This is a genomic window from Nocardioides sp. Z30_9, assembly GCF_058215735.1.
In genome coordinates this window covers 1,069,497-1,087,233 of the sequence record NZ_JBZAJF010000002.1, presented here as the reverse complement: position 1 = coordinate 1,087,233, position 17,737 = coordinate 1,069,497, and the positions used below count along the sequence as shown (strand labels likewise).

At 71.3% G+C, this 17,737-nt stretch carries 18 protein-coding genes; 3 read left to right on the top strand and 15 right to left on the bottom strand.

Features of this window, described 5'->3' with window-relative positions; all coding sequences use genetic code 11:
* Positions 1 to 6: 6 nt before the first annotated feature.
* Together AC4BGB_RS15935 and AC4BGB_RS15930 are read right to left on the bottom strand one after the other, a co-directional pair.
* A complete protein-coding gene (locus AC4BGB_RS15935; protein WP_490547860.1) occupies positions 7 to 438 on the bottom strand; it encodes a GlcG/HbpS family heme-binding protein in 432 nt (143 codons plus the stop codon).
* Positions 435 to 2,624, bottom strand: a complete 2,190-nt coding sequence (locus AC4BGB_RS15930) for a malate synthase G (RefSeq protein ID WP_490547859.1) — start codon at positions 2,622 to 2,624, stop codon at positions 435 to 437. Before AC4BGB_RS15930 ends, AC4BGB_RS15935 begins: the two co-directional genes overlap by 4 nt.
* 136 nt (positions 2,625 to 2,760) lie before the next feature.
* On the opposite strand from AC4BGB_RS15930, the gene AC4BGB_RS15925 reads away from it, so the two are divergent.
* Both AC4BGB_RS15925 and AC4BGB_RS15920 read left to right on the top strand, forming a co-directional pair.
* On the top strand, positions 2,761 to 3,567 hold the full coding sequence (locus tag AC4BGB_RS15925; protein WP_490547858.1) for an IclR family transcriptional regulator: 807 nt from the start codon (positions 2,761 to 2,763) through the stop codon (positions 3,565 to 3,567).
* Positions 3,568 to 3,673: 106 nt separating this feature from the next.
* Positions 3,674 to 4,846: a PAS domain-containing sensor histidine kinase gene (locus AC4BGB_RS15920; protein ID WP_490547857.1), complete on the top strand. Its 1,173-nt coding sequence runs from the start codon at positions 3,674 to 3,676 to the stop codon at positions 4,844 to 4,846.
* 9 nt (positions 4,847 to 4,855) lie between these two features.
* Here AC4BGB_RS15920 and AC4BGB_RS15915 read toward each other — a convergent pair whose 3' ends face one another.
* The 10 genes from AC4BGB_RS15915 to AC4BGB_RS15870 form a co-directional block, all read right to left on the bottom strand.
* A complete protein-coding gene (locus AC4BGB_RS15915) occupies positions 4,856 to 7,045 on the bottom strand; it encodes a DEAD/DEAH box helicase (RefSeq protein WP_490547855.1) in 2,190 nt (729 codons plus the stop codon).
* 251 nt (positions 7,046 to 7,296) lie between these two features.
* Positions 7,297 to 8,205: an SDR family NAD(P)-dependent oxidoreductase gene (locus AC4BGB_RS15910; RefSeq protein WP_490547854.1), complete on the bottom strand. Its 909-nt coding sequence runs from the start codon at positions 8,203 to 8,205 to the stop codon at positions 7,297 to 7,299.
* Positions 8,206 to 8,368: 163 nt separating this feature from the next.
* A complete protein-coding gene (gene mnhG / locus AC4BGB_RS15905; protein ID WP_490547853.1) occupies positions 8,369 to 8,737 on the bottom strand; it encodes a monovalent cation/H(+) antiporter subunit G in 369 nt (122 codons plus the stop codon).
* Positions 8,734 to 9,012, bottom strand: coding sequence for a monovalent cation/H+ antiporter complex subunit F (locus AC4BGB_RS15900; RefSeq protein ID WP_490547852.1), 279 nt, complete (start codon positions 9,010 to 9,012; stop codon positions 8,734 to 8,736). Before AC4BGB_RS15900 ends, mnhG begins: the two co-directional genes overlap by 4 nt.
* Positions 9,009 to 9,599 carry a Na+/H+ antiporter subunit E gene (locus tag AC4BGB_RS15895; protein ID WP_490547851.1) on the bottom strand — a complete coding sequence of 197 codons (591 nt, stop codon included), beginning with the start codon at positions 9,597 to 9,599 and terminating at the stop codon, positions 9,009 to 9,011. The genes AC4BGB_RS15900 and AC4BGB_RS15895 overlap by 4 nt, the downstream gene beginning before the upstream one ends.
* Positions 9,596 to 11,290, bottom strand: a complete 1,695-nt coding sequence (locus tag AC4BGB_RS15890; protein ID WP_490547850.1) for a Na+/H+ antiporter subunit D — start codon at positions 11,288 to 11,290, stop codon at positions 9,596 to 9,598. Before AC4BGB_RS15890 ends, AC4BGB_RS15895 begins: the two co-directional genes overlap by 4 nt.
* The gene (locus AC4BGB_RS15885; protein WP_490547849.1) at positions 11,287 to 11,718 is read right to left on the bottom strand and encodes a Na(+)/H(+) antiporter subunit C; all 432 of its coding nucleotides are present in this window, start codon (positions 11,716 to 11,718) and stop codon (positions 11,287 to 11,289) included. Before AC4BGB_RS15885 ends, AC4BGB_RS15890 begins: the two co-directional genes overlap by 4 nt.
* Positions 11,715 to 14,597, bottom strand: coding sequence for a Na+/H+ antiporter subunit A (locus AC4BGB_RS15880; protein ID WP_490547848.1), 2,883 nt, complete (start codon positions 14,595 to 14,597; stop codon positions 11,715 to 11,717). Before AC4BGB_RS15880 ends, AC4BGB_RS15885 begins: the two co-directional genes overlap by 4 nt.
* A gap of 72 nt (positions 14,598 to 14,669) precedes the next feature.
* Positions 14,670 to 15,278: a class I SAM-dependent methyltransferase gene (locus AC4BGB_RS15875; protein WP_490547847.1), complete on the bottom strand. Its 609-nt coding sequence runs from the start codon at positions 15,276 to 15,278 to the stop codon at positions 14,670 to 14,672.
* 10 nt (positions 15,279 to 15,288) lie between these two features.
* The gene (locus AC4BGB_RS15870) at positions 15,289 to 15,765 is read right to left on the bottom strand and encodes a CAP domain-containing protein (RefSeq protein WP_490547846.1); all 477 of its coding nucleotides are present in this window, start codon (positions 15,763 to 15,765) and stop codon (positions 15,289 to 15,291) included.
* A gap of 26 nt (positions 15,766 to 15,791) precedes the next feature.
* Between AC4BGB_RS15870 and AC4BGB_RS15865 the strand changes: the two genes are divergently transcribed.
* The gene (locus AC4BGB_RS15865; RefSeq protein ID WP_490547845.1) at positions 15,792 to 16,730 is read left to right on the top strand and encodes a DeoR/GlpR family DNA-binding transcription regulator; all 939 of its coding nucleotides are present in this window, start codon (positions 15,792 to 15,794) and stop codon (positions 16,728 to 16,730) included.
* 28 nt (positions 16,731 to 16,758) lie between these two features.
* Here the strand turns inward: AC4BGB_RS15865 and AC4BGB_RS15860 are convergent, their stop codons facing one another.
* From AC4BGB_RS15860 to AC4BGB_RS15850, 3 genes are read right to left on the bottom strand one after another with little or no spacing between them, the layout of a single operon-like run.
* Complete coding sequence (locus tag AC4BGB_RS15860) at positions 16,759 to 16,899, bottom strand: hypothetical protein (RefSeq protein ID WP_490547844.1); 141 nt, start codon at positions 16,897 to 16,899, stop codon at positions 16,759 to 16,761.
* Positions 16,896 to 17,372, bottom strand: a complete 477-nt coding sequence (locus AC4BGB_RS15855; protein WP_490547843.1) for a DUF4396 domain-containing protein — start codon at positions 17,370 to 17,372, stop codon at positions 16,896 to 16,898. Before AC4BGB_RS15855 ends, AC4BGB_RS15860 begins: the two co-directional genes overlap by 4 nt.
* A 14-nt stretch (positions 17,373 to 17,386) precedes the next feature.
* The gene (locus AC4BGB_RS15850) at positions 17,387 to 17,737 is read right to left on the bottom strand and encodes a metal-sensitive transcriptional regulator (protein WP_490547842.1); all 351 of its coding nucleotides are present in this window, start codon (positions 17,735 to 17,737) and stop codon (positions 17,387 to 17,389) included.

Below are 17,737 nucleotides of genomic sequence, written 5' to 3'. Positions count from 1 at the left end.
GTCTCCTCAGTCGACCTGGGCGGTGAGCCCGGCGCTCTCGATGCCGGCCACGGCCGCGGCCTCGTCGTTGTCGGAGGTGTCGCCGGTGACGCCCACGGCACCCAGCAGGTCTCCGGCCTCGTTGCGGACCAGGACCCCACCGGGCACCGGCACCAGGGCCCCGCCCACGGCGGAGGTGACGGCGGCGATGAAGTAGGGCTGCTGCTCGGCGCGGCCCATCAGCGAGCGCGAGCCCATCCCCAGCGACAGGGCGCCGTGCGCCTTCCCGAAGCCGATCTCGAAGCGCTTGATCGACGCGCCGTCCTCGCGCTCCACGGCGACCACGTGGCCGCCCGCGTCCAGGACCACCACGGTCAGCGGCTTGAAGCCGGCGGAGTCCCCGTGGGCGCGGGCCCCGGCGATGATCGTGCGTGCGGCCTCCAGGTCCAGCCCGCTCACTGGGCCGCTCCTTCGTGCTTCTTCTCGGCTCGGTATCGGTGCAGGATCGGCTCGGTGTAGCCGCTCGGCTGCTCCAGGCCCTCGAACACCAGGGCTCGCGCTGCGCGGAACGCGTAGCCGTCGAAGCCCGGCGCCATCGGGGTGTACGTCGGGTCCTCGGCGTTCTGCTCGTCGACGACCGCCGCCATCCGCTGCAGGGTCTCGTCGACCTGCTCGGCGGTGACCACGCCGTGGTGCAGCCAGTTCGCCACGTGCTGCGCGGAGATCCGGCAGGTGGCCCGGTCCTCCATCAGCTTCTCCCCGGTGATGTCGGGGACCTTCGAGCAGCCCACGCCCGCATCCACCCAGCGCACGACGTAGCCGAGCAGGCTCTGCAGGTTGTTCTGAATCTCGTCCTGGCGGTCCTCGTCGGTCCAGTCGCCCGGGTCACCGAGCGGGATCTGGAGCAGCTGGTCACGATCCCGGCGGCGCCCGCCCTCGAGCAGCTCCTGCTGCCGGGCGTGCACGTCGACCTGGTGGTAGTGCAGCGCGTGCACCGTCGCCGCGGTGGGCGAGGGCACCCAGGCACAGGTCGCCCCGGCCTTCGGGTGGCCGATCTTGGCCTCCAGCATGTCGGCGAGGCTGTCCGGCGCGGCCCACATGCCCTTGCCGATCTGGGCACGTCCGAGCAGACCGCACTCCAGCCCGATGTCGACGTTGAGGTCCTCGTAGGCCTGGATCCAGGTCTCGCCCTTCATGTCGTTCTTGCGGACCATCGGGCCGGCCTGCATCGAGGTGTGGATCTCGTCGCCGGTGCGGTCCAGGAAGCCGGTGTTGATGAACGCCACGCGTTCGCGGGCCTCGTTGATGCAGGCCTTGAGGTTGACCGAGGTACGGCGCTCCTCGTCCATGATCCCGACCTTGATCGTCAGCGGGGGCAGACCGAGGAGCTCCTCGACACGGCCGAAGAGCTCGACCGCGAACGCGACCTCGTCGGGCCCGTGCATCTTCGGCTTCACGACGTACATCGAGCCGGTGCGCGAGTTGGCCAGCGCCGAGGTCCCACGCAGGTCGGACAGGCTGCCCAACGCGGTCATGATCGCGTCCAGGATGCCCTCGGGGACCTCGTTGCCGTCGCGGTCGAGCACCGCGTCGGTGGTCATCAGGTGACCGACCTGCCGGATGAAGAGCAGCGAGCGGCCGCGCAGGGTGACCTCCTCGCCCGACGTCGTGGAGTAGGTCCGGTCGGGATTCATCGACCGGGTGAAGGTCTTGCCGTTCTTGGTGACCTCCTCGGCCAGGGTGCCCTCGTTGAGCTGCTTCCAGTTGCGGTAGCCGAGCACCTTGTCCTCGGCGTCCACCGCGGCGACCGAGTCCTCGAGGTCCATGATCGTGGAGACCGCGGACTCCAGCAGCAGGTCCTTGACCCCTGCGGAGTCCGTCGACCCGATGGCGTCCTCGGGGTCGACCTGGATCTCGACGTGGAGGTCGTGGTGGACGAGCAGCACCGCCTCCGGCGCGGTCCGGGAACCACGGAAGCCGACCAGCTGCGCGGGGTCGGCGAGCCGCACGACGTCACCCTTGAGGGTCACGGCGAGGCCGTCGTCGTCGACGGCGTACGACGTGGAGTCGGCGTGTGATCCCGAGGCCAGCGGGAAGTGCTCGTCGAGGAAGGCGCGACCCCGGGCGATCACCTCGTCGCCGCGGACCTTGTTGTAGTCCTTGCCCGGCGCGAGGTCCCCCTCCTGCGGGACCACGTCGGTCCCGTAGAGCGCGTCGTAGAGCGATCCCCACCGCGCGTTCACGGCATTGGTCGCGAACCGCGCGTTGAGCAGCGGCACCACCAGCTGCGGGCCGGCGATCCGGGCGACCTCGTCGTCGACGTCGGCCGTGGTCGCCGAGACCTCGGCGGGCTCCTCGAGCAGGTAGCCGATCTCGCGCAGGTACGCGGTATAGGCCTCCGTGCCTTGGGACTGGGAGTCGGGCGCACCCGGGTGCTCGCGGTGCCAGTCGTCGAGCAGCGACTGCAGCTCCTCGCGACGAGCCAGCAGCTCGCGGTTGCGAGGCGCCAGGTCCTCGATGATCGCGGCGACCCCGTCCCAGAACACGTTGGTCTCCAGGCCGGAGCCGGGCAGGGCCTCGTCCTCGACGAATTTGTGCAGGGGTGCGGCGACGCCGAGCCCACCGATCTGAACGCGCTGGACCATGAGACTCCCGATGCAGTCGATTTCGTATGGTGGAACCTGGTGTGGCGCCCCTCACAACCTCATCGACAGGACTGGCTCGTGTCAAGGGGCCTAGGATCCGGGTGGTTCCGAGATGCGGAATCCGAGCGGAGACGACATGCGCGACGAACCTGAGCGGGCCGGTACCCGGCCCCCCACGGGCGCCCCTGCGGCTGCCCGGCCCACCCGCGCCGGCGGGGTGCAGTCGCTCGAGCGCGCCTTCCGCGTGCTCGAGCTGGTCGCGGCGCACAGCGGCCCCGTCTCGCTGTCCAGGCTCGCGGCCGACTCCGGGCTCCCGCCGCCGACCCTGCACCGGCTGGCGCGCACGCTGGTCGACCTCGGCTACCTGCGCCAGGAGCCGTCGCGGCAGTACGCCCTGGGCCCCCGGCTGTTCCTGCTCGCCGAGGGCTCCTCCACGGCACTGTCGGCGCTCGTGCTGCCGCACCTTCGCCACCTGGTGGAGGAGATCGGTGAGACGGCCAACCTCGCCATGCTCGACGGGAACAAGGTCGCCTACCTCGCCCAGGTCCCCGGCCGGCACTCGATGCGGATGTTCACCGAGGTCGGCCGCCGCGTGGACCTGCACTGCACCGCCGTGGGGAAGGCCCTGCTCGCCGAGTCCGGCGAGCACGAGGTGGGAGCCCTGGTGGAGCGCGCCGGCCTCGCCCGGTTCACCCCGCACACGATCACCGAGCCCGCCGCGCTCCTGGCCGAGCTCGCCCGGGTGCGCGCACGCGGGTACGCCCTCGACGAGGGCGAGCAGGAGGTGGGCGTGCGCTGCGTCGCCGTCGTGGTGCCGGGAGGCACCCTGCGCCTGGCACTGTCGGTGTCGGGTCCGGCGCCGCGGATGAGCGACGCCCTGATCCGCGAGGCCGTGCCCGTCCTGCACTCGACCGCACGGCGCCTCGCCGGTGATCTCGCCTGAGCCGGCGTCCCGTGGCGAGCCTCTCGCCGGTTAAGCGCATTATGTGCACCAAATCGGCGCTTCGTGAAACCATACCCGCATCAGCGGTCTCGGGAAGGCGCGGGCAGTGACCAGCAGGGCCCATCGAAGAACCTCAGGCGGACCCATCCACGACGGAAGCCGGCGTGCGTTCGCCGACAGCGTGGAGCGGCATCGCTCGCTGTTCGAGTACAACCCGCACGCCGCGTTCTCGGTCGACCTCCAGGGCTACTTCGTCGACGCCAACCCCGTGGCGCTGCGGCTGAGCGGCTACTCCCTCCCCGAGCTGCGGAAGCTCAGGTTCGACGCGCTGATCTGCCCCGAGCACGTGCAGCGCACCGTCGATGCGTTCCAGGACGCGGTCGACCGCATCCCGCAGCAGCTGCAGGCGAGCATGCTGCACCGCGAGGGGCACCGGATCGAGATGAGCCTCACGGCGATGCCGGTCGTGGTGAGCAACGAGGTCGTGGGGGTGCACGGCGTCGCGGAGGACATCACGGAGAGCAACGAGCTGCGCCGCGAGCTCGAGCGCACGCGTCGGCTGGCCGAGGAGGCGAGCGCCACCAAGTCCCTGTTCCTGGCGAACATGAGCCACGAGGTCCGGACCCCGCTGACCAGCCTGCTCGGCTCGGTGGAGGTCCTGATGGAGACCGAGCTGGACGAGGACCAGAGCGTCCTGGTGCAGCTGATCGACCGCTCCGGGGAGCGGCTGCTCCAGCTGGTCGGCGACCTCCTGGACTTCTCCCGGATGGAGGCGGGCACCTTCGCCCTGAACGAGACGGCCGTCGACGTCCGCGCGCTCGTGGAGGAGACCGCGACGTACGCCGCCAAGCTCGCCCACCGCCGCGGCCTCGACCTGGGCTGGCACGTCGCCGACGACGTCCCGCACCAGGTACAGGCGGACGCCCTCCGGCTGTCCCAGGTGATCTCGAACCTGCTGGAGAACGCGGTGAAGTTCACCGAGGTGGGGCGGGTGTCCCTCACCGTCGACGTCGTCCGCGATCCCGGCCCGGACCCACGGCTGCGGGTACGGGTGGAGGACACCGGCATCGGGATCGGCGAGGACCAGCTGCCGACCCTGTTCCACCCGTTCACCCAGGCCGACCCGTCGACCACGCGCAAGTACGGCGGGGCCGGGCTCGGCCTGGCGATCTCCCAGGAGATCACCTCCCTGATGGGGGGCTCCCTCACCGTGGACAGCAAGGTCGGCGTGGGCAGCACGTTCAGCGCCACGGTGCCGCTGAGGCTCCTGCTGGACTGAGTCGGCCCCTCAGCCGATGCGCTGGCCGGCGTCGGTCAGGTTCTCGCCCGAGAACGTGTCCTCGGTCGTCCCCGCCCGCTGGGTCAGCGCCTCGGTGAGGAGCACGACCAGGGCCTCGAGCTGCACGTCGGCGGAGGACGAGACCTCCTCGTCGGACCCGTCGAGAGCGCGCGCGGCGAGGCCGGCCTTGCTGTCGATGAGCTCGGCGATCTTGGTGTCGATGGTCTGCGCGGCGATGATCCGCCACGCGGTGACCGGCTGCTCCTGGCCGATGCGGTGGATCCGGTCGATGGCCTGGGTCTGCTCGGCGTCGGTCCAGGAGAGCTCGGCGAGGACGACGTTGGAGGCGACCTGCAGGTTGAGGCCGACGCCCGCCGCGGACAGCGAGCAGACCACGATCGCCACCTCGGGGTCCTCCTGGAAGGCGGCGATGTTCTTCTCGCGGGTCTTGGTGGTCTGGTCGCCCCGGATCGAGGCGAACCGGATGCCCCGCTTGGCGAAGGTCTCCTCCGCCACGTCCATCACGTCCACGTGCTTGGCGAAGAACACGACCTTGCCGACGCTGTGCGCGAGCTGGGCGGCGTAGTCAGCCGCGAGGCCCGCCTTCGCCTGGCCGATGCGGCGCATCATGCTGAAGACGTTCTCGCCCGACTTCGTCGTGGTGGTGTCGTCGCGCTCCCACCCGGCGACCCGGCGTACCAGCTCGTGGTCGATGCCCTCGACCACGACACCGGAGGCGCGGGTCGCGAGAGCGCTGTCGTAGCGCGCCACCAGCCGGCGGGCGAGCTCGCGCTCGGCCTCGCGGATGGACCGGCCCACGGCGTCGTCGAGCTCGACCGGGAGGTCGGCGACCCGGCGGGCCGGGATGTCGGCGGCGACGTCGACCTTGCGGCGACGGACGATGCCGAGGTCGATCACGCTCGTGCGTGCCGCCGGGTAGAACCCCGGATCGGCCGGGGTCAGCCCGGTCTCCTCCAGCGACTCCATCAGCGGCCCCAGCGGGGCCTTGTCGTCGATCCAACCGAGGAACTGCCAGATCGCCCGGAAGTCCTCGATGTCGTTGATCAGCGGGGTTCCGGTCAGGGCCATCAGCAGCGGTTGGGCGATCCGTGCCCGGATGCGCTGGGAGAGCTGCAGCGCGTGCTGCGAGCGCTGCGAGCTCTTGTTCTTGATGAAGTGGGCCTCGTCGACGACCATGCCGCGGAACCCGAAGTCACCGAGCCAGCCGACGTGCCGGTCGAGCACCTCGTAGTTGACGACCACGATGTCCGCGAACCCGTCGATGGTGTGGCCGTCGCCGTGGATCACGGTGGCGCGGTGCCGCGGCGTCCACAGCTCGGCCTCGCGGGCCCAGTTGGTCTTGACCACGTTGGGCACCACCACGAGCAGCGGGTAGGCGTTCGCGGCCTGGGCGGCGAGCAGCGCCTGCGCCGTCTTGCCCAGGCCGGGCTCGTCGGCGAGCAGGAAGGTCCGGTGCCCCGCAGCCGCGGCCGCGACGACCTCGGCCTGGTGCCGCATCAGCTCCTGGCCCTGCGGCGTGCGCAGCGACGTGGGCTCGGGCAGCTTCATGCAGGACGAGGCGCCGCCGTACTCGAAGGCGCGGAACAGCGGACCGAGCAGCTCCCAGGTCGCGAGCTGGCGCGGGTGGGACTTGTTCTTGGCCGCGGCCGAGAAGTCGGGCGCGAGGAACGGGTTGGCGAGCTGGCGCGAGACCACCGACTGCGGCACCACACGACGGGTGGTGGTGGCGGCGGGCTCGTCCTGCTGCTTGGGTGCGGCCTCCTCGGGGGGCGCCTCCACCCCGGCGCGCTTGAGGAGCTCGCGCTTGAGCGAGCGGGCGGCGTCGGAGACCTCGGAGTCCTCGGCGAGCAGCTGCAGCAGCGAGGTGTCGCGGGCAGCCGTCTTCGCCAGGATCGTCGCCACGCCGTCGAGGCGCTTGAGCTGGGCGTTGCGCTGGGCCTCGGTCAGGCTCTCGTCGGCCTTGAGCCGGGCACGCTCCTCGCGCACGAGCAGCGCCACCACCTGGAACTTGGTGCGGGCCGAGGACTGCACGGGACCACGCTGCGCGGCGGTCTCCACCTCGCGGACGGCCCGGGCCAGCACCGGGATGATGCCCTCTCCGTCGAGGTCACGGGCCCGGCGCTGGGCACGTGGAGCCGAACGGCGAGCGCCCGGTTGGCGCGTGCCTCGTCGAGCCACTTACTCCTCCTCGGGAGATACTCGGAACGCCGCTGGTCGCGGCGGGTGGGACAGTTCCCCTGGCTCCGAGACCAGGGGCCGGACCAGGAACGGAACGAGCCGGAGCGGCTGCGCCCCCTACGGGTGGTCCGACTGGGTGCGACTGGTGACGACGGGCTCCGCGGATCTGCGACAGATCAGGCAGCCGGCCGACGGCCCGCCAACATCGTGGAGCCCATGACCATCAAATGATGGCTGGTACGACACCAAGCCTACCGCTCCCGGTCACGTCCCGCAGCAGGAACACCCCGGGACGGGCCGCCGGGAACCTCCGGTCCAACGGGGCCGGCGGCACTGCCGGGGGCCCCGTCGAGGGCCCCGTCGGGGGATGGGAGGCGCTTGGCCATCGCCTTCTGGACCAGGCGGATCGCGGCACGCGGCGCCACCTTGATCGCCAGGCTCATCAGCCGGGCATCGGCGCCGACGTAGATGTGCAGCTTGTTCTTCTCGATGCCGGTCACCATGATCCTGGCGGCCTTGTCCGGGGTCGTCATCGGGACGTTCCCCGAGTCGGCGGAGTTCCCCGAGCCCGCTCCGGAGTGCTGCGAGATCGCCGTCGCGACCGCTCCGGGCATGATCAACGAGACCCGGACGTGCGAGTCGAGCAGCTCGGCGTACAGGCCCTCGGTGAGCAGCCGGACCGCCGCCTTGCCCGCGCCGTAGACCGTCTGCCCCGGGAACGGGAAGAACCCGCCCATGCTCGAGACGTTCGCGATGTGCGCCTCGGGCCGCTGCTGGAGGTGCGGCAGGAACGCCTTGACCATGTGCAGCGTGCCCATCAGGTTGACGTCGAGCACGCGCTGGATGGTCGGGTAGTCGAGCTCGTCCACCGTGACGAACGGCTGGATGATGCCGGCGTTGTTGACCAGCCCGTCCACCTGACCGTGCGCGGCGAGCACGGCCTCGGGCAGCGCCTCCACGGCAGCACGGTCGGTGATGTCCACGACGTGGGTGGACAGCCGCTCGCCGACCGCCGCCACGGTCACGGTCTCCTGGAGCCCGCTGCGGTCCATGTCGACGGCCGCCACCCGGGCACCACCCCACAGCAGCTGCAGCACCAGCTCGCGCCCGATCCCGTTCCCCGCCCCCGTGACGACCCAGACCTTGGTGTCAATCTGCACGAGTGCCTCCGTCGTCGCCGCGATGTTCCCCAGGTGGTTCACCGGGTGCGCGTCAGTGCGTGGGGACGTGCACCTCGGTGTGCACGGCTCTCGTCCAGTGAACCCCGCCAGTGCTGAGGTTCAAGTCCGTCGAGGTCCGGGGTCCCGGGTCAGGGGTCCCGGGTCAGGGGGCGCCGCGCGGCTCCTCGGATCCACGCTGCAGGTCGGGGAGCTCGTTGACGACGAGGTTCTCCTCGCGCACCTGCCCGGCGCGGAAGGAGGCCCGGCCGACCATGTGGTTGGCGACCGGCGAGGTCATCATCTGGAACAGGGCGACCAGCACCAGGATGCCGATGGCACCGGGGTCGCGCAGCCGGAAGCCGAGACCGATCAGGACCAGCACCAGGCCAAGCACCTGGGGCTTGGTGGCCGCGTGCATCCGGCTCAGCAGGTCCGGGAGCCTGAGCACGCCGATCCCGGCGATCAGCGAGAGCAGGGCGCCGAGCAGCATGCAGACCGCGCCGATGACGTCGGCGACCTGGACCCAGCTCATGGGCGGTCCTCGTCGATGTCGTCGCTGCCTGGCGTGAACCGGGCGATGCTCGCCGAGCCGACGAACCCGAGCAGCGTGAGCACCAGCAGGATCGGCAGGGTGGTGGTGTGCCGGTTGTGCGCAGCCTCCATGGCCAGCCCGCAGATGCCGACCGCGACGAACACGTCCAGCGCCACGGCCCGGTCGAGGATCGTCGGGCCGATGGTCATCCGGGCCACGGTGCACAGGGCGGCGAGCGTCAGCATCGCCGCGCAGATGATCAGTACGACGGTCATCGGGATCCTCCCGGGGTGGTGGGAACCTCGCGGTCGAGGTGCTCGATCCGCCCGCCCAGGGCGCGGACCACGCGGGCCTCCTGGGCGAGGACGCTCTGACGGAACTTCTCCGCCCCCTCGTCGTCCCCGACGTCGAGCACGTGCAGGAACAACGTGTGCGTGGAGCGCCGCGCCTCCACGACCAGGCTGCCCGGGATCAGGCAGGTCATCTCCGCCACCACCACCAGGACGAAGTCCGACGGGGTCCGCAGGTTGACCTCGATCACCGCGTTGCGCAGCGTGCGTTGGGGCCGCAGCACCACCCAGGCCACCTGGATGCTGGAGATCACGACGTCCGCGGCGAAGCGGACCAGCAGCCGGACCAGCGGGATCGGGTGCACCCGGACGTCGAGGTGCAGCGGCGGCAGCGGGAACACGAAGCAGGCCACGACACTGACCAGGAAACCGCCGACCACGGTCTTCAGCGAGACCTCGCCCCACAGGGCCATCCAGACCACGGTGAGGACGACGAGCACCGGGAGCTGCAGCGACCGGTAGCGGGCCGGGCGCACCTGTCCGTCGCGGCGCGTCTTCAGCTGGGGGCTCACTGGCCGGCCTCGCTGAGCACCGACTCGAGGTAGGGGGTGCGCTGGACCAGGTCCTCGGCGGCCCGGTCGGTGAACCCGAACAGGGGTCCCGCGACGAGGGTGAAGACGAGGCTGAACGCGACCAGCGCGGCCGTCGGCAGCACCATCGCCATCGGCAGCCGGTCGGGGAGCTCGCCGTCGCGCAGCAGCTGGTAGAGGTCGCGGTCCGGTGACTCCTCGTCGCGGACCCGCCGCGCCTCCTCGAGGTCGAACGTCGCGTACGCCGCGCCGCCGACGTGGACGTGGCCACGGTGCCGGACCATCGACACGTTCGGGTGGTGCTGGTCGGCCTCCTCGCCGGGCACCGGGAGCGCATGCGCGGTCTCGTGCGCCTGCTCCGGCGTACGCCAGAACGCGATCGTCCAGGTCTTGGCCACGGCGTAGAGGGTGAGCAGGCTGGTGACCACGCCACCCACGACCAGGGTGATCGCGAGCGGGGTGCCGACGTCGAGGCCGGCCTGGAGCAGACCGACCTTGCCCAGGAACCCGGACATCGGCGGGATCCCGGCGAGGTTCATCGCCGGGATGAAGAACAAGATGCCCACCAACGGCGCCAGCCGGGCCAACCCCCCGAGCCTGAGCAGGGCGGTGCTGCCCGCACGGCGCTCGATCAGCCCCACCACCAGGAACAGCGCAGTCTGGATCGTGATGTGGTGCGCGACGTAGAACACCGCGCCGGAGATGCCGGCCTGCGTCGCCAGCCCGATACCGAAGATCATGTAGCCGATGTGGCTGACCAGCGTGAACGAGAGCATCCGCTTGATGTCGGACTGGGCGACCGCGCCCAGGATCCCCACCACCATCGTGACCAGCGCGGCCCACATCAAGAGGTCCGTGAGCGGACTGTCGGGGAACAGCAGGGTCTGCACGCGCAGGATCGCGTAGACGCCCACCTTGGTGAGCAGGCCGGCGAACACCGCGGTCACCGGGGCCGGGGCGGTCGGGTAGCTGTCCGGCAGCCACAGCGAGAGCGGGAAGACGGCCGCCTTGACCGCGAACGTGGTCAGCAGGAGCAGTTGCAGGGTGAGGGCGACCGCGTCCGGCAGCTCGGCGATGCGCTGGGACACCTGGGCCAGGTTCAGGCTTCCGGTGGCCGCGTAGACCGCTGCGAGCGCGATCAGGAACAGCATCGAGGACAGCATGTTCACGACGACGTAGATCGTGCCCGCACGGATCCGGGTCTCGGTGCCGCCGAGGGTGAGCAGCACGTAGCTGGCGAAGAGCAGCATCTCGAAGCTGACGAACAGGTTGAACAGGTCGCCGGCCAGGAAGGCGTTCGAGACGCCGGCGACGAGGACCAGGAACGTCGGGTGGTAGATCGAGACCGGCGACTCGTTGTCGTCGGAGGTCATCCCCTGCCCGAGCGAGTAGCAGAGCACGGCGAGCGTCACGACCGACGAGACGAGCAGCATCAGCGACGAGAGCCGGTCGGCGACCAGGCTGATGCCGAGCGGGGGCGTCCACGCCCCGAGCCAGGCGACCTGGGGGCCGTAGAGGTCGGCGCGCACCAGCAGCACGGCCGCGATCACGACCACCGAGGCGACCACCGAGACGCTCACCAGGCGCTGGGCCCGGGGACGGCGCGAGAGCATCAGGGCGGCACCGGCCCCGAAGAGGGACAGGATCACCGGCAGGGGGACCAGGAAGCTCATGCGCCCTCCTCCAGGATCTCGTCGTCCTCGCCGCCGGTGGCGAGGTCGTGGCTGTCGGAGGCCTCGTCGGCGGCCGCGAGGCGCCGGATCGAGGCGTCCTCGACGTCGTCCTGCACGTCGTCGTTGCCGTTGAGCTGCCAGCTCCGGTGCGCCATCGCCAGCAGGAACGCGGTGGTGCCGAGCGCGATCACGATCGCGGTCAGCACCAGCGCCTGCGGGAGGGGGTCTGACATCTCCCCCGGGTCGGCGCCCCCGACGATGGGCGCCTTGCCGGCCCGTCCGCCGGAGATCAGGAACAGCAGGTTCACACCGTTGCCCAGCACGAGCAGGCCGAGCAGGACCCGGGTCAGGCTGCGTTCGAGGACGAGGTAGACCCCGCACCCGATCAGGGTGGCTGCGGTGATGATCAGGGTCAGGTTGGTGCTCATCGGGCACCCTCCTTCTCGGCCGCGCGTTCCTCGCGGAGGATCTGCCGGTCGATGCGGGAGCCGAGGGCGCGCAGCAGGTCGAGGACCAGGCCCACCACGACGAGGTAGACCCCGATGTCGAAGAACATCGACGTCACGATGTGCAGGTCACCGACCAGCGGGAGGTGCAGGTCGACCTGGGCGCTCTGCAGCACCGCTCCCCCGAAGGCGAGCGGGGCCAGCCCCGAGGCGGCTGCGATGAACAGCCCGGTGCCCATCAGGACGCCGGCGTCGATCGGGGCCGCCTCGTCGAGCTCGTAGCGGCCGCCTGCCAGGTAGCGGACCATCAGGGCCAGGCCGGTGACCATGCCGGCCGCGAACCCGCCGCCGGGGTTGTTGTGGCCGGCGAGGAGCAGGTAGATGCTGAACACGATGACGGCCGGGAACAGCAGCCGGGCCACCACCTCGAAGATGATCGAGCGGCGGTCCGGGGACAGCGTCCGCGGACCCGGCAGCCACACGCGCCTGCCCGGTCCGGTCGGCACCTTCTCCACCGACTCCGGCTGGGGGATGTCGTAGACGCGCCGGATCCCGGAGAGCCGGGTGTTGAGGAACAGCAGGCTGGCGACGCCGGTCGCGGCGGCCACGAGCACGGAGATCTCCCCCAGCGTGTCCCAGGCCCGGATGTCGACGAGGATGACGTTGACGATGTTCCCGCCGCCGCCGAACCGCACCGCTTCCTCGGGATAGGCCGTCGACACCGCGACCTCGGTGCGGGCCCCGGTGGTGACCAGCATGACCAGCGCGACCACGCCGCCCACGGCCGCGCCCAGCGCCACCCGGAAGTAGCGGCGCGGGGACAGCGGCCGGTCGGTGAAGTACGGCGGGAGCCGGCGCAGCACCAGCACGAAGATCACCAGGCTGGTCGTCTCGACGAGCACCTGGGTCAGCGCGAGGTCCGGGGCGCCGTGCAGGATGAACAGCATCCCGGTCCCGTAGCCGGTCACCCCGACGAGGATCACCCCCCGCAGGCGGCGCCGCGAACGCGTCGCGGAGAACGCGGCCAGGATGATCACGAGTCCCACCACAGCCTGTGCCGGGGAGTCCCACAGCACCACGTCGATGGGTCCGTCGAGGGCACCGAGGACCGCGATCCCCGGCAGGAGCAGCACCACCCCGAGGATCACCGCGAGGTACGCCGCCACGGAACCGCGCTGGGTGAAGCCGGTGATCTCCACGGCCGACCGGTCCACGGTGCGCATCACCAGCCGGTAGCCGTTCTCCGCCGCCCAGGAGGGTGAGAGGGCCGTCTGGATCAGCCCGAAGGTCTGCCGCCGCGCGAAGATGAACAGCCCCAGCAGCAGGGTCAGCGCCGAGAATGCAAGCGGCAGCCCGAGGCCGTGCCACAGCGCCAGCTCGGCCTTGTGGACGCCGGCTGGGAACTGGTCCGTGTGCGGCTCGAAGACCTTGGTGAGCACCGGCCCGGCGAACCCCAGCGCCAGGGTGAGCGTCGACAGGACCACCGGGGCGAGGATGAAGCCGCCGGGCACCGCGGGGAAGGCGATCGGGGGCACGCCCGGCTTGGTGGCGAAGGTGCCCCACAGGAACCGGGCCGTGTAGGCCACGGTCAGCACCGAGCCGAGGACCACCCCGATCAGCACCAGCCAGCCGGCCAGGGGCGTGATCCCCGGGCGGTCACCGGCCTCGGCGACGTCGAGCAGGGAGCCGAACGCGCTCTCCTTGGACACGAAGCCGAGCAGCGGCGGGAGTCCGGCCATCGAGGCACCCGCGACGCAGGTCGTCACGAACAGGAGCGGGGCCGACCGGCCGACCCCGGAGAGAACCCGGAGGTCGCGGGTCCCCGCCTGGTGGTCCACGATGCCGACCACGAGGAACAGGGTCGCCTTGAACAGCGCGTGGCCCAGGATCAGCGCCAGCCCGGCGAGGGCGGTGGCGCGCGTCCCGACGCTGAGGACGACCAGCATGAAGCCGAGCTGGCTCACGGTCCCGTAGGCGAGCAGCAGCTTCACGTCGTACTGCCGCAGGGCGCGCCACCCGCCGAGCAGCATGGTGGCGATGCCCAGGGTGAGCACGATCTCGTGCCATCCCGGGGTGCCCGCGAACGCCGGGGCCAGCAGCGCCACGAGGTATACGCCGGCCTTCACCATCGAGGCGGCGTGCAGGTAGGCGCTCACCGGGGTGGGCGCGGCCATGGCACCGGGAAGCCAGAAGTGGAACGGGACCAGCGCGGACTTGCTCAGGGCGCCCACGAGCAGCAGGGCGATCGCCACGGCGGTGACCGTTCCGGCGGGCGGGTCGGCGAGGATCTCACTGATCCGGTGGGTGCCTGCCTGCTGGCCGAGCATCAGCATCCCGACGAGCATCGCCAGCCCGCCCAGCGTGGTCACGATGAGCGCCTGCATGGCTGCGTTCCGGCTCGCCCGCTTGGCGGGGTCACTGCCGATGAGCAGGTAGGAGAAGACCGTGGTCAGCTCCCAGAACACGTAGAGGACCAGCAGGTCGTCGCACAGGACGAGGCCCAGCATGGAGCCGGCGAAGGCCACGAAGTTCCCCGAGAAGTTGCCCAGCCCGGGGTCGTCGTCGTCGAAGTACCAGGCGCAGTAGGACAGCACCAGCGCCCCCACGCCCGTGACCACCACGGCCATCAGCCACTGCAGCGTGCCCATCCGGAAGGCGAGCTCGAGGCCCAGGCTCGGCACCCAGTCGAGGACCTGCACGGGCGCGTTCCCGTCCTGCACCCGTCCGGTCTGGGCCAGGGTCCAGCCGAGCCCGACGAGCGGCACCAGGGCCAGCACCAGGAAGGCACGCCGACCCAGCCTCCGCACCAGCCACGGGGACATCGCTGCGGCCACGAAGTGCGCAGCGACGATCGCGAGCAAGGAGGAGCCTCCGAACAACGAAGTTGGGGGGGTGGGCCCCCATCCTATGGAACGGCTCCCACGGGTCGCGGGTCAGCCACCTGCCCGCAGGATCGCGACGAGGAAGTCGGAGTCCTCGCGCCACGGCCGGAGGTCCCAGGTGGCGAGCAGCAGGTCCGGTTCCAGCCCCGCCCCGCGCGCGTCGTCGAGGAACTCCGAGAACTCGTAGCCGCGACCGGCACCGAAGCCGATCACCACGGCACCGCCCTCGCGCACGTGCGCACGGAGCCGTCGCAGCACCTCTCGGCGCGTGCTCGGCGCCACGAACGCCATCACGTTCCCGGCGCTGACGATGGCGTCGAAGGGCTCCTCGATGCCGTGGCTCGCCAGGTCGAGCTCGGCCAGGTCCTCCACGATCCAGGTCGGCCCGGGATGGTCGGTGACGGCTGCCTCGACCAGCACCGGGTCGACGTCGACGCCGACCACGTCGTGCCCGGCTGCGGCCAGGGCGGCACCGACCCGGCCCGGGCCACAGCCCGCGTCCAGGATCCGCGAACCGCGTGGCACCAGCGCGTCCACCAGCCGCGCCTCACCGGCCAGGTCCTCACCGGCGGCCGCCAGTGCGCGGAACCGCTCGACGTACCAGGACGAGTGCTCCGGGTCGGCCTCGACCTGCTTCATCCACACGCTCTTCTCGACCATGGCGGGGACGCTAGCGCCTGAAGTCCTGCACCACGTAGGTGAGGCCGGTGCGCACCGACCGGTAGCCACCCACCCCGAGGTGGCGGTAGTGCTTGTTCAAGATGTTGGCGCGGTGCCCCTTGGAGCGCATCCACATCCGGACCACCTTGGCGGCGCTCATCGGCCGGCCCATCGCGATGTTCTCCCCCACGTAGCGCGTGCCGCAGGAACGGACCAGGGTCCGCCGCTGCTGGTGCCGGAACGTGTTCCGGGTCGCCATCACGCGGGCCCAGCGGTTCGCCGCCCGCTCCACGCAGGCCCGCGGAGTCAGCGGGCGTACGCCGTGCCGGGCACGGGCCCGGTTGACCAGCCGCAGCACCTCGCGGTCGAACGAAGCCGCGACCGGGCGGACCTGCGAGCGCGAGGCGGCGACCGCCGGCTGGGGGGCGACCAGGCCGACGCCCGCGACGGCCACGACCATGACGAGGAACGCGCGAGCTGACGGCATCTGAGTCCTTGGAGGGGGAGGCTGGGGTGATCGGTGCTTGCGTGCCAGTGCATCACGGTGGACCCAACGCGACCTCGTCGCCCCGTTCGGGGCAGGCCGGGCGCATCCGATGCGTGGACACTCGTGTGGACACCTCGCGTGATCGGGCGGGTACGTTGCGCGCCGACTTCACCGGCCGAAGGGAACACCACGTGCTCGCCGCCGAACGGCACGCCCGCATAGTGGCCCTGTTGGAGTCCGAGCGCTACGTCAGCAGCGAGGCGCTCGCCGAGCTGCTCCAGGTCTCGCTGGAGACCGTTCGCCGCGACCTGTCCCAGCTGCACCACCGGGGTCGGCTGCTGCGGGTCCGGGGCGGCGCCAGCCACCTCCCCGGCCGGGGCGAGGGGGCGCCCGACCCGGCGCGCACCCTGCGCGCCAGCGAGCAGGAGACCGCGATGGCCGCCACGGCCGCCTCGCTGGTGGAGCCGGGGATGACGGTGATGATCGACGTCGGCACGAGCTGCGTCAGCGTGGCGCGCGCCCTGCCCGCGGACTTCCGTGGCCGGGTGGTGACCTGCTCGCTGCTGGTCGCGGCCGAGCTCGCCGAGCGCGCCGGCGTCGAGCTGCTCGTGGCGGGCGGCCGGGTCCGCTCCGGCGACCTGGCCGTCTCGAACGCGACGGCGATCGGCTTCCTCCGCGACCTCCGCCCCGACCTGGCCTTCCTCGGGACCGGCGGGATCCACGCCGAGGCGGGCCTCACCGACCACTACGTCGACGAGGTCGCCACCCGGCGCGTCGTGCTGGAGACGGCCACCCGTGCCTACGTGCTGGCGGACAGCTCGAAGCAGGGCCTGGTGGCACCGGTCCGGGTCTGCGACCTCGGTGACCTCACCGGCCTGATCACCGACACGGTGCTCGACGAGCCCCTCCGGGCGGCGCTGGCCGGCGCTGGGGTGCAGGCGCTGACCAGCGATCCCCCTCGCTGAGCGGGACCACGGTCGTCGCCCTCCCATCTCACCCGTCGTGGTGGCGCACGACGCTGGAGCCGTGGCTCGGGGCCGGCGGCTGTTCGTCCTCGAGCTCGGCGGCGATCGAGACCACGAGTCCGCCGAGCAGGAAGCCGACGACACCGGCAGCGAGGGTGTTGGTGTTCATGGAGCCTCCGTCCGCTCGTGCTCGTGCTCGTGCTGGTGCTGGTGCTGGTGGGTGAGCGCGTGGCCCCTGCCCTTGTCGATGAGGTGGCGGTTGACCGGGAACGCGGCCAGGAAGGCGACCGCAAGGGCGATCATCATGCCGACCCAGAACACCGGGTTGACCAGGCCCGCGTCCATGGCGCCGGGGATCAGGGCCATCACCAGGTTGTCGACGACCTCCATGGTGAGGATCGAGATCGTGTCGGCTGCGAGCACCAGGCGGAGAGCGGCCAGGAACCCCAGCCCCGCCTGCACCAGCGGAAGCGTGGAGAGCGCGTAGCCGAACACGAAGGCGAGGCCGACGGCCAGCGCGATCGTCGTCGCGGTGCTGAGACCGAGGGCGATGCCGATCATCAGGCCCGCGATCTCCCCGATGGCACAGCCGGTGAGACAGTGCAGGGTCGCGTTCGCCGCCATCGCGTTGCGTGCGTCCATCAGCTTCCTCCGGGTCAGGAACGCACCAGTCGCGCGATCGCGTCGGTCGCTTCCTTGAGCTTGGCCTCGGCGGCCGGGCCGCCCTCCACGGCCGCGTCCATCACGCAGTGCCGGAGGTGGTCCTCGAGCAGGCCGAGGGCCACCGACTCCAGGGCCTTGGTGAGCGCGCTGACCTGGGTCAGGATGTCGATGCAGTACTGCTCCTGCTCGACCATCCGGTGGATGCCGCGCGCCTGCCCCTCGATCCGCTTGAGCCGGGCGAGGTAGCGGGCCTTGTCCGAGATGTAGCCGTGGTGGGCGTGCGTGGCGGCGGCCTCGCTCCCCGCCTCAGGGTCGGCCAGCTGGCCGGGGTCGGTCAGGTCCAT